Annotated in this window: 13 protein-coding genes; 6 read left to right on the plus strand and 7 right to left on the minus strand. The window is 42.8% G+C overall.

Going from position 1 to position 16,273, the window contains the following annotated elements; translation table 11 throughout:
* Positions 1–59 precede the first annotated feature (59 nt).
* The 4 genes from ACXAFM_RS00750 to ACXAFM_RS00765 all read right to left on the minus strand — a co-directional run bounded on the left by ACXAFM_RS00750 (position 60) and on the right by ACXAFM_RS00765 (position 7,147).
* Positions 60–416 carry a hypothetical protein gene (locus ACXAFM_RS00750; RefSeq protein ID WP_474832725.1) on the minus strand — a complete coding sequence of 119 codons (357 nt, stop codon included), beginning with the start codon at positions 414–416 and terminating at the stop codon, positions 60–62.
* Between the two features lie 153 nt (positions 417–569).
* Positions 570–2,732 (minus strand): prolyl oligopeptidase family serine peptidase, encoded by a 2,163-nt coding sequence (locus ACXAFM_RS00755; RefSeq protein ID WP_474832728.1) that lies wholly within the window; start codon positions 2,730–2,732, stop codon positions 570–572.
* A 48-nt stretch (positions 2,733–2,780) separates the two neighbouring features.
* Positions 2,781–5,915, minus strand: coding sequence for an efflux RND transporter permease subunit (locus ACXAFM_RS00760; RefSeq protein ID WP_474832730.1), 3,135 nt, complete (start codon positions 5,913–5,915; stop codon positions 2,781–2,783).
* Positions 5,915–7,147, minus strand: a complete 1,233-nt coding sequence (locus tag ACXAFM_RS00765; RefSeq protein WP_474832733.1) for an efflux RND transporter periplasmic adaptor subunit — start codon at positions 7,145–7,147, stop codon at positions 5,915–5,917. The genes ACXAFM_RS00760 and ACXAFM_RS00765 overlap by 1 nt, the downstream gene beginning before the upstream one ends.
* A gap of 379 nt (positions 7,148–7,526) precedes the next feature.
* Here ACXAFM_RS00765 and ACXAFM_RS00770 point away from each other — a divergent pair, with 379 nt between their 5' ends.
* Positions 7,527–7,835, plus strand: a complete 309-nt coding sequence (locus ACXAFM_RS00770) for an isoamylase early set domain-containing protein (protein WP_334060050.1) — start codon at positions 7,527–7,529, stop codon at positions 7,833–7,835.
* 114 nt (positions 7,836–7,949) lie between these two features.
* Here the strand turns inward: ACXAFM_RS00770 and ACXAFM_RS00775 are convergent, their stop codons facing one another.
* Complete coding sequence (locus ACXAFM_RS00775; RefSeq protein ID WP_474832735.1) at positions 7,950–8,876, minus strand: electron transfer flavoprotein subunit alpha/FixB family protein; 927 nt, start codon at positions 8,874–8,876, stop codon at positions 7,950–7,952.
* Positions 8,873–9,625 (minus strand): electron transfer flavoprotein subunit beta/FixA family protein, encoded by a 753-nt coding sequence (locus ACXAFM_RS00780; protein ID WP_039216447.1) that lies wholly within the window; start codon positions 9,623–9,625, stop codon positions 8,873–8,875. Before ACXAFM_RS00780 ends, ACXAFM_RS00775 begins: the two co-directional genes overlap by 4 nt.
* Before the next feature lie 370 nt (positions 9,626–9,995).
* On the opposite strand from ACXAFM_RS00780, the gene ACXAFM_RS00785 reads away from it, so the two are divergent.
* The 5 genes from ACXAFM_RS00785 to fldA all read left to right on the plus strand — a co-directional run bounded on the left by ACXAFM_RS00785 (position 9,996) and on the right by fldA (position 13,943).
* Entirely contained in the window at positions 9,996–11,645 is a 1,650-nt protein-coding gene (locus ACXAFM_RS00785) for an electron transfer flavoprotein-ubiquinone oxidoreductase (protein ID WP_474832738.1), read from the plus strand.
* Between the two features lie 122 nt (positions 11,646–11,767).
* Complete coding sequence (locus tag ACXAFM_RS00790; protein ID WP_474806390.1) at positions 11,768–12,166, plus strand: H-NS histone family protein; 399 nt, start codon at positions 11,768–11,770, stop codon at positions 12,164–12,166.
* Positions 12,167–12,269: 103 nt separating this feature from the next.
* Entirely contained in the window at positions 12,270–13,049 is a 780-nt protein-coding gene (locus tag ACXAFM_RS00795; protein WP_474832740.1) for an alpha/beta fold hydrolase, read from the plus strand.
* 124 nt (positions 13,050–13,173) lie between these two features.
* Positions 13,174–13,392 carry a DUF2788 domain-containing protein gene (locus tag ACXAFM_RS00800; protein ID WP_012519093.1) on the plus strand — a complete coding sequence of 73 codons (219 nt, stop codon included), beginning with the start codon at positions 13,174–13,176 and terminating at the stop codon, positions 13,390–13,392.
* Between the two features lie 26 nt (positions 13,393–13,418).
* Positions 13,419–13,943, plus strand: coding sequence for a flavodoxin FldA (gene fldA, locus ACXAFM_RS00805; RefSeq protein WP_014949739.1), 525 nt, complete (start codon positions 13,419–13,421; stop codon positions 13,941–13,943).
* Between the two features lie 116 nt (positions 13,944–14,059).
* Here the strand turns inward: fldA and ACXAFM_RS00810 are convergent, their stop codons facing one another.
* Positions 14,060–16,066, minus strand: coding sequence for a methyl-accepting chemotaxis protein (locus tag ACXAFM_RS00810; protein WP_474832743.1), 2,007 nt, complete (start codon positions 16,064–16,066; stop codon positions 14,060–14,062).
* Between the last annotated feature and the right edge of the window lie 207 nt (positions 16,067–16,273).

Genomic DNA, 16,273 nt, shown 5'->3' on the forward strand with positions numbered 1-16,273 from the left:
GCTATTTGGATTATGAAAAGCGGTGGCGTTGAAAAACGGCACCGCTTTTTTTATGTCTTTTACGCCGCCATATGAACATCAGACGTAGGCATTTGCACTAATTGCTGTAGCTTTCTACACACCTGCACCCAGCGCGCGACTTTTTGATAATAGACTTGCTCTATCAATTGCCCTTTTTCATCAAACAGAAAGCTTGCTAACTTCCCTTTGTTACTCGGCATATAAAAATGGTGCACGGTAAACTGCTTTGATAATGGGGCATGTGCCACTTTTTGATACATACAAAATGGCAGTGCGTTTGCGCGCTCATCGCCACCGGTTAGGCGAGTACGGCGTTGAAACGTGTCTGCACCTAAATCAGCCATAATGCCGTGTTTTGAAATAAGTTGATCAACCGCTTTAATGCCTGTTTGCATAATTTTCTCCTAAAGGTTGTGCAAAGTCGCCCAACCAAATGAGACTCAAAATAAACCATACTGATATTTATACAGTATATGGTCATTTGTTTAAAATGCAAACAAAAAAGCCGCTTTATACAGCGGCTTGTTTTCTTTGAAAATTGTGAGAAGTTAATTAAGAGCGGATTCTAAAAACGCCCACTGGTCTGCATACCCCTCAATTCTCATCCACGTTGGCGTGCCTGCGCCGTGACCCGCACGGGTTTCTACACGAAGTAGTACTGGATTATCACATCCTTGATCTGCCTGTAATTGCGCCGCGAACTTATAGCTATGCCACGGTACTACTCTGTCATCGTGATCACCTGTTGTTACCAATGTGGCCGGATAGCAAGTGCCGGGTTTAGTGTTGTGAAGTGGCGAATAAGCATAAAGCGCATCAAACTCGTCTTTGTTTTCACTTAGGCCGTAATCGGAAGACCATGCTCGCGCATTTGCACTTGGCGTGTGGTAGCGAAGCATATCTAACACGCCCACTGCAGGTAAGGCGGCAGAGAAAAGGTCTGGGCGCTGCGTTAAAGTAGCGCCAACAAGTAAGCCGCCATTCGAGCCCCCCTGAATACCCATTTTTTCTGGCGTGGTGTAGCCGCTTTCAACTAAATACTCGCCTGCTGCGATAAAATCATCAAATACGTTTTGCTTATCTAACTTTGTACCGGCCTTATGCCACTGCTGGCCATATTCGCCACCACCTCGTAAGTTTGCGATAGCCAGCACGTTGCCCTGCTCTACCCAAACCATGCGCGACACTGAATACCGTGGAAGCAATGAAATATTAAAACCACCGTAACCGTACAATAAGGTTTTATTGTTTCCGTCTAGCTTCAAGCCTTTCTTGTGCACAATAAACATGGGAACTTTAGTGCCATCTTTACTGGTATAAAACACCTGCTTGGTTTCATAGTCGTCGTAGTTAATACCCGTGTTGATAGTTTTAAATAGTGATGACTCACCACTTTCAACGTTATAGGCATAGACCTGACCCGGGTTAGTAAACCCGGTAAGTTTATAGAATGTTATATCTGCATTTTTGCTTCCATAAAATCCGCTCACGCTACCGATATCGGAAAACGCAATTTCATCGACTTTTTTGCCGCTTAAATCAAAGACACTCACTTGCCCTTTTACGTCTTTTAGATACTGAGCAAAAAGCTTTTCTCCTAAAAGTGACACGCTGGACAAGGTATCAGGTGTACTTTCAATTACGGTTTCCGTTGCTTTAACGCCACCATCGAAATCAACCTTAATAACCTTACCTGTTGGCGCGCCTGCAGTAGACTTAAAAAATAGCGCATCTTTGTGTTCGCCAATTAGATCGTATCGCCCATCCCATTGGTCGAAAACTGCAACAAGCTCACTGTTTTCTTTTTCAAGAGATTTAGCGTAGACACCGTTAGCCTGGTACCCCTCGAAAACGGATATAAGCAAAGTATTTCCGTCTTGCACAACTGAAGGGTACGGGTTCCAAGTGGGTTTATTTTCAAATGCAAAGATCTTTTTATCTGCACTTTGTTCTGTACCTATCGCGTGAAAATAGATAGATACAGTTTGGCTATCATCGTATTTACCCACCTCATTTTTTGGATAACGAGAATAGAAAAAACCACTTTCATCGGGAAGCCATGCAATATTTGAAAACTTAATGCCTTCAATGGTATCGGTTAAGTCTATTTTGCTGCTGGTGTCACGAACGTGGATAGTTTTCCAGTCGGTACCGCCGTCAGACAGCATGTAGGCAAGATAAGAAGCTTTCGGACTAAGTTCAGTCGACGCCATAGATACTGTGCCGTCGTCACTCAATGTATTCGGATCGATAAGTACTTCGGGTTCTCCGTTTACACCACCGGACATGTAAAGTACGTATTGGTTTTGTAAGCCGTCGTTATACGAATAAAACAGCTTGCCATTAACCATATAGGGCGTTGAATACTTCTCGTAATCCCATAGCGCGGTTAAGCGTTCTTTGTAAAGCTCTCTAGAAGGTAGTTCAGCCAGATAAGGACGAGCCAAAGTGTTTTGCGAATCGACCCAAGCTTTAACTTCTTCACTCTTTTCGTCTTCTAACCAACGATATGGATCGCTTACCATAGTGCCGTGATAGTTATCTTGCTGCGCAACGGTTTTGCTTGCCGGGTATCCAGGTACTTTCGGCATAGCAAGGCTTTCGGTTTCATTTTCAACCAAATTAGTATCAGCGGTATTTGAACTAGTGCAAGCAAAGGTTAAGCATGCTGACGCTGCTACTACAGCTGCATAAATCAGATTTTTTTTCATTTTTTCATTCCTTAAAAGAAAATGCCGGTTTTACCCGGCATTGTCTATTTAGCTTTCTGTCGTAACTTGTTGGTATCTTCTTCCTCTAAACACATTTTTAAGGTCGTTGAGAATTAAGTACAGTGCAGGAACAAGCAGCAAGGTGATTACCGTGGCAAATAAAATACCGAAGGCCAGAGAAACCGCCATTGGAATAACAACCTGAGCCTGTAAACTGCGTTCAAATACTATCGGCATAAGGCCCATAAAGGTTGTTAATGACGTCAAGATGATTGCTCTAAAACGCTGCGTACCAGCGCTAATAGCCGCATCCATAAGCGACATGCCTTCTTTACGCGCGCGATTCACAAAGTCCACCATAATCAAGCTATCGTTCACCACAACACCCGACAAAGCTATGATGCCGCAGACAGACAAAACGCTCACCGCCATGCCCAATACCAAATGACCGACTATGGCGCCAACGATACCAAAAGGGATCACCGACATGATAATCAAGGGTTGGCTGTATGATTTAAGCGGTATCGCAAGTAAGGCATAAATAGCAAATAACGCAAACAATAGCCCCTGCATCAGACTAACCATAGCATCAGCCTGCTCCTTTGAATTTCCTTGAAGCTGGAACTCAACACTTGGATAGCGGGCTAGTAGGTCAGGCATTAAGTTATCAATGACATCGTTAGTCACTTCTGAAGGGTCAAGTAACGCTTTATCAACTACACCCGTTACGGTGACTGAACGTTTACCATCTACACGAATGATTGAATCGAACCCTTGCCCCACGGTGAATGTGGCCACCTGCTCGAACGGGATCTCTTGACCGTTTGGCGCACGAATACGCATATTTTCAAGGTGCTCTATGGAACTGCGCTCCGCTTTCGGGTAGCGCACCATAACTTTTATTTCTTCATCATCACGCTGAATACGCTGCACTTCTGCACCGTAAAAACCAAAGCGAACTTGCTGACCTAGATCGCGCAGTGAAATGCCCAACGCATCGGCCTGAGGTTTCAGCGCTAACTGAATTTCTTCGCTACCGCCAGAGAAGGTATCGTTGATATCGGTAACGCCTTCGTATTTATCCAAGGCCTTCTTAATGTCGTCACTAATAGCTCGCAAGGCTTTAATATCACTGGAGCTAAATTCAAAGCTAAGGTCAGCGCCGCCGCCTGGACCACCCGGTGAGCTAATATTAAATGACTTCACTCCCGGAATTTCAGGAACCTCTTGACGCCACATATCCTGAATTTCAAAGTCAGTAAGCGTGCGGGTTTCACCTTTTGTAAGCTCAGCAAAGATTTCACCACCTAAGTTACCATTGTCAAAGGCTATCGCGTGCTTAATGACGTTTTCGCCCGTCTCTTCTGCAACTTTGTCATCCATACGATGCATAGCTTCGCGAAGTGTAGTTAGTACCTTATCTCGCTGTTCTAGTGACGAGCCGGGCTCTAACTCAAAGCTGGCCATCATAAAATCACTAGGAATATTCGGGAAGAATACAAAACGCACGATGCCGCCACCGAATAGCCCCACGGTAAGGATCAGCATCGCCAAAAATACGGCCACTGTTGTATAGCGATTGCGTATTGCTTTTGCTAAAAACGGCGCGTACTTATTATTAATAAATATCTTTATTCCTTCACTGAAGAAGTCTCGGAACTTTTGGAACGCGTTGGCTTTTTCCGGATCATAAGGCTTGAGTTTCATGTGCACTAAGTGCGCCGGCAGGATTAACTTCGATTCAATAAGCGAGAAGATAAGACAAACAATCACCACCATGCCGATGGTTTTCCAAATAATGCCGAATGGACCGGATACCATAAGCATGGGTGAAAACGCAGCAATAGTGGTTAAAACACCAAAAGTTGCAGGCATAGCAACTTTTTTAACGCCCGCAATAACGTTATCAGCACTGTGCCCTTTTTTATCAATTTCAGAGTAAGCAGATTCACCCATGATAATTGCGTCATCTACCACAATCCCCAATACAAGAATAAAGGCAAAAAGACTAAGCATGTTAATCGACACGCCAACCATATCTAACGGCATTACAAGCAAAGTGCCAAGGAAGCAGACTGGCAAGCCCACGATGACCCAAAACGCGAGCTTAATTTTCAAAAACAACGAAAGAACTAAGAATACAAGCAATGCACCGAAGAACATGTTCTCAAGCATCATGTTAAGTCGGTCAGCTAGATAGAATGAACTATCGCCCCACGTATCTGCAGTAATGTGCGCAGGAAACTCAGACTTTTGACTATCAATGTAATTGTTAACCTGCTCAGAGATTTCTAAGGCGTTTTGATCGCCCACAGCTTGCACACGCAAGCTAACTGCTGGTTTATCATCAAACAGCGCATATTGATTGTTTTCAATGAATCCATCGTTGATATAGGCAACATCGCCCAACGTAACGCGGGTACCGTTTGCGTTTGTGACGAGTACGATTTGAGAGAAGTCCCAACCTGTGTAGGCCTGCCCTTTTGTTCTTAGCAGTATGTCGCCGTTTTCCGTGCGAATTGAACCACCTGGTAAGTCTACACTGGTTTGACTCAAACGAGCGACCACATCAGCAAACGTAAGGTTATACTTTTGCAAATCGACTTCAGATAGTTCTACAGAAATTTCATAATCTCTTGAGCCTACAACCTGAACACTTGATATACCTGGCAGGTTAGCAATGTCATCCCTTAAGTCTTTAGCAAACTCTTTCAACTCTCTTTCAGAAGCATCCCCATAAACTGATAGCCATATCACGTCCTGTTGAATTTTTTGACGATAAATAACGGGCTTTTCAGTATCCGCGGGAAAACTTGGAATGGCATCAACTTGAACCTTTACTTCATCAAGTAGAGACTGAACATCATAGTCTTCTTCTACCTGTATACTTACTGTTCCCATGCCTTCTACGGCGGTAGAGTTAAGCTGCTTTATTCCCTCCAAGTCCTTTATAGACTCTTCAATTTTAAGCAGCACCCCTTCTTCAACTTCCTGAGGGGCTGCGCCCAAATAAGGTACACGAACGCTAATGACGTCAATTTCAAAGCTCGGAAATACTTGTTTTTGAATACTGAAAGCGCTGAACAAGCCGCCCACAATAAGCAAAATCATCAGCAGGTTGGCCGCCACATTGTTACGCGCAAACCAAGCAATTAAACCTTTGTTGGTATCGATGCGACTCATTAGTTGTCACCTTCCGACGATTCGCTTTCCACACTATCAGTACTATCAGAAGAGTCCGCTTCTGCAGTATCAGCAAGTACGGACTCGTCACCCGGCAGGCGCACTTTCATGCCGTCGTATGGATTTGGAACCGCACTGGTTACCACCAAACTTCCTTCCGCAATACCTGAGCGAATAAAGACATCTTTCGCTGTGGTGCGGGCTACTTCTACAGGCTTAATTTCAATTTCGCGATTATCGTTCACAGTAAGCACGGTATTGTCTAAACGCAAAATGCTGCGAGGTAACACGACAAGCTCTTCGTTTTGACGTGAGGTAATTTCTGCTTCAACGAACTGTCCAAAACGCAAAGGTGACTGGTGTGAAGTCTGCAAATTGTAAGGGTCTTGCACCTCAACAATGGCATACACCACTCTGCTTCCTGTATCCAAAATACCTTCTGAACGAACCAGTTGACCTTCCCAAACGCGTTTAACACCACCAACAGTCGCAGTTAATGAAACAGGGGCCCCTTCGCTAGACTGCCCAGCAATATTAATAAACATTAAGTCGCTGTCGGTAATAGGTAACCTAACTTCCGCGGTATCAGTAGAGTAAATAGTGCCAAGTACAGAGCCCATGGCGACAAACTGTCCGAGATCTATATTACGCTCCACCACAATACCGTTGTAAGGAGCGGTAATTTGGGTTCTAGCCAAGTTGCGCTTAGCGCGCTCCAACTTAGCTTCTGCCGCTTTCACGTTTGCCTGTTCTTTTGCCAATTGAGGCTTTCTTAAGCCTAGCTCAGGCGGCGCTACGTTTCTGACTGAACGCCATTCTTGTTCGGCTACTTTTCCGCGAGCTATTTCTTCTTGAAGGGCTGCTTTAGCTTGGGCCAATTCAGCTTCGGCTAGCTTAAGATCAGTGCGATAATCATCTTGTTCTAACGTGGCAAGTACATCGCCTTTTTTAAAAGTTCCACCAGCAACAAAAACTTTCGACAAGCTTATAACTTGACCACTGACCTGTGCACTCAATGACGTTTTATTCTGCGGAACTACGTTACCCTGGGATTTGACAACAAAGTTTACTGCTTCTGAGTAAACTTCTTTTGCGTCAACGAGAAAAGCGGGAATTTCTACGGGCACTTGCTCTGGAGGCTTACGTGATTTGATCATAACCGTCGCGGCGATAAATGCGATCAGCACTATGAATAATGGAATACCACTTTTCATTAACATGGAGTTTTTCATTTACTATCCCTGAGAAAGAAGGCACCTGTGCTAGTGACATTTAGGCTATAGACTACCACCCTATTCACTTATCACCTGATAACCCGCTAGATTCTATTATTATTGTTTCACAACTAGTGTACTGATTTTTGGTTATTATGCTCAATTAAGATTGTTAAATTTTGTTTCTAATTGTTGTTTTTATACACATTCAAAAATCAGCACACCTAATATAAAAAATTATCAAAAGAATACAAAGTAAGATTGATAATTATCAGGTTTTCGTTGATTATTTGAGCACTCATTGGTTATGAGTTAACCGACGGCTGTTGTTCAAGCTAACTTTCTAATGAGAAATAGCCTCGGGAATGATTTCGCTACGTTGAAGGGAAAACACATTATGAGTCTTAAGAAACAATACCTTAAATCAAAACCTTTGTGCAAAGTGACATTTCGACTGAATGCGGAAGCAGCAAAAGATGCGAAAGAAGCTGCACTATGTGGAGATTTCACTGATTGGAAAACGCAGCCACTGACGATGAAAAAGCTTAAAAGTGGCGATTTCACATTAACAGTGGATTTGGAAAAAGATCACGAATATCAGTTTCGCTATCTTATCGATGGTGAAAAATGGGAAAACGACTGGGCAGCCGACGCTTATACACCCTCTCCTGTTAGCCTAGAAGATAATTCAGTTGTGCGTGTTTGAGTGGTAAATCAGCTTCAAAACAAATCTTGATTCGCCATAGGTACATAGAACAATACCCCTACAAAAAAGGCTGCATAAATGCAGCCTTTGTCTTATTTAGCCTAAGAGCTCGAATTAAAGCGTTCCTTCCAACTCTGGAAGTACCTCAAACAAGTCGCCTACCAAGCCGTAGTCAGCAACCTGGAAGATTGGCGCTTCTTCGTCTTTGTTGATAGCAACAATAACTTTTGAATCTTTCATACCTGCAAGGTGCTGAATAGCGCCCGAGATGCCTACTGCAATGTAAAGTTGAGGTGCAACAATCTTACCTGTTTGACCCACCTGCATATCATTTGGAACAAACCCAGCATCTACCGCTGCACGCGATGCACCAATAGCGGCACCAAGTTTGTCAGCAATACCCTCAAGAAGCTTGAAGTTATCACCATTTTGCATACCGCGACCACCAGAAATAACTACTTCAGCCGCCGTTAGTTCAGGGCGCTCAGACTCAGTAAGCTCTGCCGATACGAAATCAGACTTCTCACTGCCTTTAACCACATCAATTGCGGTTACTTCAGCACTACCACCTGTTGCAGCTGCATCGAATGATGCGGCACGAACCGTAATCACCTTCTTCGCATCAGATGATTGAACGGTAGCAATCGCGTTACCTGCATAAATTGGACGAACAAAGGTATCTTCGCTCTCTACACCAATGATGTCTGAAATTTGCGCTACGTCTAGCAGTGCAGCTACACGAGGTATAAAGTTTTTACCTGTAGTGGTTGCAGCGGCAACAACATGGCTGTAGTCGCCAGCAAGCTCTACTACTAGATCAGCTGTATTCTCTGCAAGTTGGTGCTTGTAGGCCGCATTGTCGGCAACAAGTACTTTTGCAACGCCGTCAATTTGCGCCGCAGCTTCAGCAACTGCTTGGCAACCTTCACCCGCTACTAATACATGGATATCGCCACCCATCTTTTGTGCGGCGTTAACAAGCTTATGCGTTTCCGTCTTTAAGCTTGCATTGTCGTGTTCTGCATATACGAGTACGCTCATGAGATCACCTTTGCTTCATTCTTTAACTTGTCTACCAACTCGGCAACGTCTGCTACTTTAATGCCACCCTCACGCTGAGGCGGTGGCGTAACTTTCAGTACCTTAACGTTTGATTCAAGCGCAACACCGAAATCTGCCGCAGCTTTAACATCAAGAGGCTTACGCTTTGCTTTCATAATATTTGGAAGCGATGCATAACGCGGTTCATTCAAACGAAGATCTGTCGTTACAACAGCTGGAAGCGAAAGCGCTACCGTTTGAAGACCACCGTCAATTTCACGTGTTACGTTTACTTTTTCGCCATCTACAACCACTTCTGAAGCGAAAGTACCTTGAGGCATACCCGTTAGCGCTGCCAGCATTTGGCCAGTTTGGTTGTTGTCAGAGTCAATGCTCTGCTTTCCAAGAATAACTAGTTGAGGCTGTTCTTCTTCAACCACTTTCGCTAAAAGTTTTGCCACTTGAAGTGAATCAAGATTTTGGTCTGTATCAATTTGGATACCACGATCAGCACCTAGGGCAAGTGCTGTGCGTATTTGTTCTTGGCAGCTTTTATCACCTATTGAAACAACAACGATTTCCGTTGCCACGCCTTTTTCTTTTAATCGAACGGCTTCTTCAACAGCAATTTCACAAAAAGGGTTAATGGCCATTTTCGCGTTTGTAAGATCTACGCCTGATTCATCAGCCTTCACTCTTACCTTAACGTTGTAGTCGATCGCGCGTTTGACCGGTACGAGTATTTTCATATTTACCTCAATTGTTGAGTTCGTCAGTGCTAATTACGTTTCATTAATAATTAACTATTAATAATTAAAAACGTATTACTTCACCACGCTTTTTGAAACTTTAACAATGCTTATACGTTAAAAAAGAAACTGTGGAACGTACGTTTTTTAAAGGCTAGCCTTAAAACGACGTTAACACCACGTTTACGAGCAGGTATAATGCGCTGCCAGTTAACGTTAACGTAAACTGCTTTGCAATGTACTTACTGTTGACGTAAACGTCAACCTGCATTACCTTGCAAAACGACAATTAATTTACATGTTTTTGACACAAAGCATTATTTGTTTCATCAATAGTGCACTATAAAAATACAAACATAAGGAGCCTCCCGTGGAACGAGAATCGATGGAGTTTGACGTAGTCATCGTCGGTGCCGGCCCAGCTGGATTATCAACTGCTTGTAAGCTTATGCAGCTTGCGAATGAAAAAGACCAAGAACTTATGGTTTGTGTGGTCGAAAAGGGCTCCGAGGTAGGTGCACATATTCTCTCAGGCGCGGTATTTGAGCCCCGTTCGCTAAACGAACTATTTCCCGATTGGAAAGAAAAAGGTGCGCCACTTAACACCCCGGTAACCGAAGACCACATTTATTTACTTAATGATGAAACGTCAGCGAAAAAGTTACCAAACGCCATTACGCCCAAAACTATGCACAATGATGGTAACTATATCGTGTCTATGGGCAATGTTAGCCGTTGGCTTGCAGAACAGGCCGAACAGCTAGGCGTTGAAGTATTCCCCGGCTTTGCAGCTTCTGAAGTTATTTATAACGAAGACGGTAGCGTTGGCGGCGTGCTTACCGGCGACATGGGCGTAGGTGAAGACGGTGAGCCAAAAGACGGTTACATGCCGGGCATGGAACTACGTGCTAAATACACCGTGTTTGCAGAAGGCTGTCGTGGTCACCTAGGCAAAGAGCTAATTTCTCATTTTAAGCTAGATGAAAACAGCTCACCGCAACATTACGCCATTGGCTTTAAAGAGATTTGGGATATAGACCCAGCGAAGCACCAGCCGGGTTTAGTAGTACACAGTGCAGGATGGCCACTTGATGACGCCACGGGCGGTAGCTATTTATATCACGCCGAAGATAATCAGGTGTTTGTAGGCTTAATTGTCGACCTTAACTACGACAACCCTTATTTGAGCCCGTTTGACGAGTTTCAACGCTTGAAACATCACCCTGTTTTCAAACAATACCTTGAAGGTGGTAAACGTGTATCTTATGGCGCACGTGCAATTGCCAAAGGTGGGTTTAACTCTTTACCTAAGATGACTTTCCCAGGCGGCTTACTGGTAGGCTGTGAAGCAGGTACCCTAAATTTTGCCAAAATTAAAGGTAACCACACAGCCATGAAGTCGGGCATGCTCGCAGCCGAAAGCATTTTCGAGGCTTTATCAGAAAATGCGGAAGCACCAACAAAAGAATTAACCAGCTTTACGGAAAAATTCAAATCGTCGTGGTTATACGATGAATTATTCCGCTCTCGCAATTTCGGCCCTGCTATTCATAAACTCGGCAATTTCTGGGGCGGTGCATTTAATACGTTAGAGCAAAATATCTTTAACGGTAATTTATTCTTTACCATGAAAGACGAACACAAAGATTACGCACAGCTTAAGGAAGCGAAAGACGCGAAAGAAATTTCTTATCCAAAGCCTGACGGTGTACTTAGCTTTGATAAATTATCTTCTGTATTTTTGTCGAATACGAATCACGAGGAAGATCAGCCTTGTCACTTAAAATTAAAAGACCCGTCTATTCCTTTACAGGTTAACCTACCAAAATTTGCAGAACCCGCACAGCGCTATTGCCCTGCTGGCGTTTATGAGGTTATTGAAGAGGAAGGTGAAAAACGCTTTCAAATTAATGCGCAAAACTGTGTTCATTGTAAAACATGCGATATTAAAGATCCTAGCCAGAATATTAAGTGGGTTGTACCTGAAGGTGCAGGCGGTCCGAATTATCCAAATATGTAATTAAATGCAATATTTGGTTATTTAACTGATATTTTTTAAAAGCGAGCTTAGCTCGCTTTTTTTTTGTGCTACTTTTAATTATTATCTTACAGGAATTTAGTACAACGTATTAAGGTTAATTAATGAGCGAATTTTTAGATATTTTAACCCATGGAAGACGTTTACAAGGTGCTGTTAAGGAATTAAGCATAGAAGAACTTGAACAAGTTCAGGAAAAACTTAACGGTATAATAGAAAAAAGAAAAGAAAAATTATTAGAACAAGAACAACTAAAAAAAGAAAAATTAGAAAAACTGGCTGCTATTAAACAGCAAATGGAAGAAGCAGGTCTAAACGTAGAAGATTTACAAGCTTTGGATACCGGCACAAATAAAAATGTAGGTAAGAAGCGCCCCGTTAAATACAAACTTGTCGATAGCGATGGCGAAGAGCACTTGTGGACGGGCATTGGTCGTATGCCTCGCGTTTACAAAGATGCACTAGATAGCGGCAAATCTCTCAACGATTACGCTATTAATTAATATCACTATTTAACCTGCTAATAAGGTCTGTTTTTACAGGCCTTATTTTGTTTTTAAGACTCAAGCTATGTCTATCAGACAATTATTCATGGGTACATAAGTTGTGAAGTTAAATTATAAACTTTCAAAGCGAGATGCATCATCACCATGGTTAATTTTAATCCATGGGCTTTTCGGCAACGCAGATAATTTAGCCGTTGTTAAACGACATTTTGAATCAGCTTTTAATATTATAAGTGTAGACCTTCCGGATCACGGTGAGTCTCCGTGGACTGATAGTTTTTCTATGTCAGCTGCCGCAGATGCAATTTACGACATTATGCAATCTTTAAATATTGAAAAAAGCGCTGTACTGGGTCATTCCCTTGGCGGAAAGGTTGCAATGAAGCTGGCATTAAATCACAACGAAAAAATCACACATTTAATCGTAGCTGATATTGCCCCAGTGAGTTATGAACACAGCCACCAAGCGGTATTTGATGGGTTGAATTCTGTTTCTTTGGATACCATTGAAAGTAGAAAGGACGCTGAAAAACAAATGGCTGCCCACGTTAAAGAAATGGGCGTCAGACAGTTTCTATTAAAAAGCCTGTATCAAGATGAAAACGGAGCATGGAAGTGGCGCTTCAACGTGAGCGGACTAATCAAAAGTTACTCGCACATTATTGATTGGGAACAAACAAATCAAACGTTCGATGGCGTAACCTTATTTATTAAGGGCAGCGAGTCCGACTACATTACACCGGCCTATCGCGATGCGATAGCTCGCTACTTTCCAAATGCGAAAGCGCATATTATTGAAGGTACGGGGCATTGGTTACACGCTGAAAAGCCAGCTGCGTTTAACGGAATTGTAGAGAGAACGCTCAACAAATCGTCATAAAGTGGAATATTTCTCATTCAACAGGATGAGAATGACTATTATTACATATTTTTGAACGTTTTAGGCTCTTACAGGCGTACATACTGTGATATAGTTGCGCCAGAAATTTTTAAGTAACAACACTATGCTTGCAGAAAATTACGAACTCATTGAGTCCATTATGCTGTATGGCGGCTTGTCTATTCTTTTTGGATTGATGGGTTTTGCTGTACACGATGTATTACGTAAGAACGATGTTCCTCTTATTGGAAGAGTGGTAACGTACGGTGTGCTAGGTTTAGGCGCATTGGGTTTTCTTGCGAAAGGCATTATTGAATGGTTTTGGCTAAGCACAGGCGTTTAATTAGTAACGATTAATAGAGGTTAGATATGGCAAGCGTTGGCCTATTTTTCGGAAGTGACACGGGTAATACCGAACATGTTGCGAAAATGATCCAGAAGGAATTGGGTAAACAGCTAATTGATGTAAAAGATATTGCCAAGAGCAGTAAAGAAGACATCGCTGAGTTTGATTTGCTTATCTTCGGTATCCCTACGTGGTACTACGGTGAAGCACAGTGTGACTGGGATGACTTCTTTCCTGAATTAGAGCAGATAGACTTTAACGACAAGCTAGTTGCTATTTTTGGTTGTGGCGACCAGGAAGACTATGCGGAATACTTCCTAGACGCGATGGGCATGGTACGCGACATCGTAGAAGCCAAAGGCGCTATTTTAGTAGGTCAATGGTCTACGGAAGGCTATGACTTTGAAGCATCTAAAGGCATGGCAGACGACAACCACTTTGTGGGTCTTGGTATTGACGAAGACCGTCAACCAGAGCTAACAGACTCTCGCGTTAAAGCCTGGTGTAAGCAAATTCATGACGAGCTTTGCTTGGCGGAGCTTGCGTAAACACTGCCTTGTTGGCTACGAACAAGCCGCTATCAATTGAAAAAACCGCTCTAATTGAGCGGTTTTTTGTTATATCTAAGCACTCTTTGAATTATTAGTTTAGCCGATTGAACTAACTAAAGCCGAAATCGCTCTACCGCCTTCCTTAAGCTTTCTGTCTGCGCATCCAGCATCATGGTTGATTCGTTAGACTGTCTAGTGCTCTGTGCACTTGAATCAGCAAGGGCTACAATGCGGTTTAAGCTTGTTGCTACGTCACCAAGTAACACATCTTGTTGCTCTGTATCTTCAACAATATGTTCGTTAATGTCACTCAACCGTTCAATGATTTCTCTGATGCTTTCGACTTGCTGAGAAACCTGCTGGGTTATCTCTACCCCTTCTTGTGCTTGCTCACGACCTGCATTAATGGCTTTCACAGCTTGCGCTGCATCTTTTTGCAAGTTACCAATCATTTGCTCGATTTCTTCTGTAGAATCGTGCGTTCGATTTGCTAGTGTTCGCACTTCATCTGCAACAACTGCAAAGCCCCTGCCCTGTTCACCAGCTCTCGCAGCCTCAATAGCGGCGTTTAGCGCTAACAAATTAGTTTGCTCTGCTATAGTTTTGATAACGTCCAAAATACTGCCAATACTTCTAGAGTTATCATCTAAGCGAGCAATAACCTGGGCTGAAGACTCTGCCTGCCTCGCTTGGTTGCTAACTTGCTCACTACTTTTTTGTACCAGTTGGCCAATGTCAGTACTTTGTCTGGTTATAGTGTGCAATGCATCCATTGCTTGATTAATTTGCTCAAGGTTACTTCGACTTTTGTCTTGAACATTCTTAGTGTTGGTGGAGGTAACCGTGACTTGCTCTCGCTGTTTGTCCACTTCAGATAAGCTCTTATTACCAAGCTCAACACTTGCTTTTGTTATTTCAATTAAACGTTTTTCCTGCTCTAAGATATTACCCACCAGTTCTCTAAGGCTGTCCGTTAAGCTGTTAACTTTTGCTGAAAGAGCAGAAAACTCATCGTTGCCCTCTTCGGGTAATTTAGTACTCAAATCCCCTTGGCTTAACTGGCTTAACCCTTTGTTTATATGCGCGAGCGGCTTTGAAATACTGCGCGTTACAATCACCGCTAGAAAGATAGCAGCGATAAGCCCTATCGCAGCAACTATAATATTGCGAACCAAGTTTTCTTGCACCGACTCAAGTATCGCATTCTGGCCTTCAAGGGACTGATTTTGAACGGTATCAAATAACTTATTTATATCGGCAATGGCGGTGTCTAATGCCTGATTTGCCCGTTTTTGTGCTTGCGCTGCATTTTCAACTTCAGCGAGTTTCTGTCGCTGTAACGCGATCAGACCATTTGAACCATTTACCGATTCCAGCAATAAGTCGTATTGCTCGTTAAACGCCTCGATAGTACCGCCGTCATCTACCCCTGTAGCCAAACGGTTCACATAATCCTTATCTACCTGCAGATTACTTAATTGATATTCGAGATCTTCAATAATACTGGCGCTTTGCGTGGCGTCGCTAGATTCGGCCAACTCGATAAATGAGTCGTTCATTGTTAGTAGCTTATTATCAATGGCTGTACCTGCGCCAATTAGCGTATCAAGACTCGGATCACTGCTATCGAGATAAGAAAGATCTAGCATCAACGCGCTAGCTTCGTCTGCCGTCATAAGTACTTTTTCAAGTTGCGTGGCAAGCGCGTTCTCTATATCCATTCTCTTGTTAATTGCAATGTACATTTCATTACTGTCGCTCACATAGCTCGAACTTACCTCAACAGCATTCTTAGCTATTGCGTTGTTAGGCATGAGAGACTTTAGTCGCGACAAATCGTTAGAAAAAGTAGATGACAATGTATCGAATGTTTGCTTGTTATTTTCTAAATCGTTTCGACTTCCTACGTGGTAGCCATTTGCGGTAATTACCGATAAAGACAAAATTTCGGTTTTAACTTTTACCATACTGGTCTGTACTGGCATTTTTTGCTCTACAACATCTTGTGCAGAGTCCTTAATACCGCTTAAACCAAAATAAGAGAGGATACTTGTGAGTAATAGTAAGCAGCCAAATAAGCCGAAGCCTAAAGTGATTTTATTTATTATTGTCAACCGCATGGGTACTTCCACTTAAATACATGCTAAAAACTACGAAAAGAATTAAACTCTTTAAGTTTAGTTTAACAGGATGTTAATTCAATACATCAAAAGTTTTATTTATTTTACTTATTTGTTCGATAAATCGAGTACTTACATTCTGGTCAGGCCACATGGTGCAAGGCCCCCACTTAAGTACAATATTTTTTGCAATTAGCGTCTTGGGCA

Source organism: Alteromonas sp. ABD4_190 (assembly GCF_056160105.1).

What these genes read in the sequence shown, in the direction of transcription:
- ACXAFM_RS00750 (WP_474832725.1), bottom strand. Translation starts at nt 416, where the DNA reads ATGCAAACAGGCATTAAAGCGGTTGATCAACTTATTTCAAAACACGGC.
- ACXAFM_RS00755 (WP_474832728.1), bottom strand. Translation starts at nt 2,732, where the DNA reads ATGAAAAAAAATCTGATTTATGCAGCTGTAGTAGCAGCGTCAGCATGC.
- ACXAFM_RS00760 (WP_474832730.1), bottom strand. Translation starts at nt 5,915, where the DNA reads ATGAGTCGCATCGATACCAACAAAGGTTTAATTGCTTGGTTTGCGCGT.
- ACXAFM_RS00765 (WP_474832733.1), bottom strand. Translation starts at nt 7,147, where the DNA reads ATGAAAAACTCCATGTTAATGAAAAGTGGTATTCCATTATTCATAGTG.
- ACXAFM_RS00770 (WP_334060050.1), top strand. Translation starts at nt 7,527, where the DNA reads ATGAGTCTTAAGAAACAATACCTTAAATCAAAACCTTTGTGCAAAGTG.
- ACXAFM_RS00775 (WP_474832735.1), bottom strand. Translation starts at nt 8,876, where the DNA reads ATGAGCGTACTCGTATATGCAGAACACGACAATGCAAGCTTAAAGACG.
- ACXAFM_RS00780 (WP_039216447.1), bottom strand. Translation starts at nt 9,625, where the DNA reads ATGAAAATACTCGTACCGGTCAAACGCGCGATCGACTACAACGTTAAG.
- ACXAFM_RS00790 (WP_474806390.1), top strand. Translation starts at nt 11,768, where the DNA reads ATGAGCGAATTTTTAGATATTTTAACCCATGGAAGACGTTTACAAGGT.
- ACXAFM_RS00800 (WP_012519093.1), top strand. Translation starts at nt 13,174, where the DNA reads ATGCTTGCAGAAAATTACGAACTCATTGAGTCCATTATGCTGTATGGC.
- fldA (WP_014949739.1), top strand. Translation starts at nt 13,419, where the DNA reads ATGGCAAGCGTTGGCCTATTTTTCGGAAGTGACACGGGTAATACCGAA.
- ACXAFM_RS00810 (WP_474832743.1), bottom strand. Translation starts at nt 16,066, where the DNA reads ATGCGGTTGACAATAATAAATAAAATCACTTTAGGCTTCGGCTTATTT.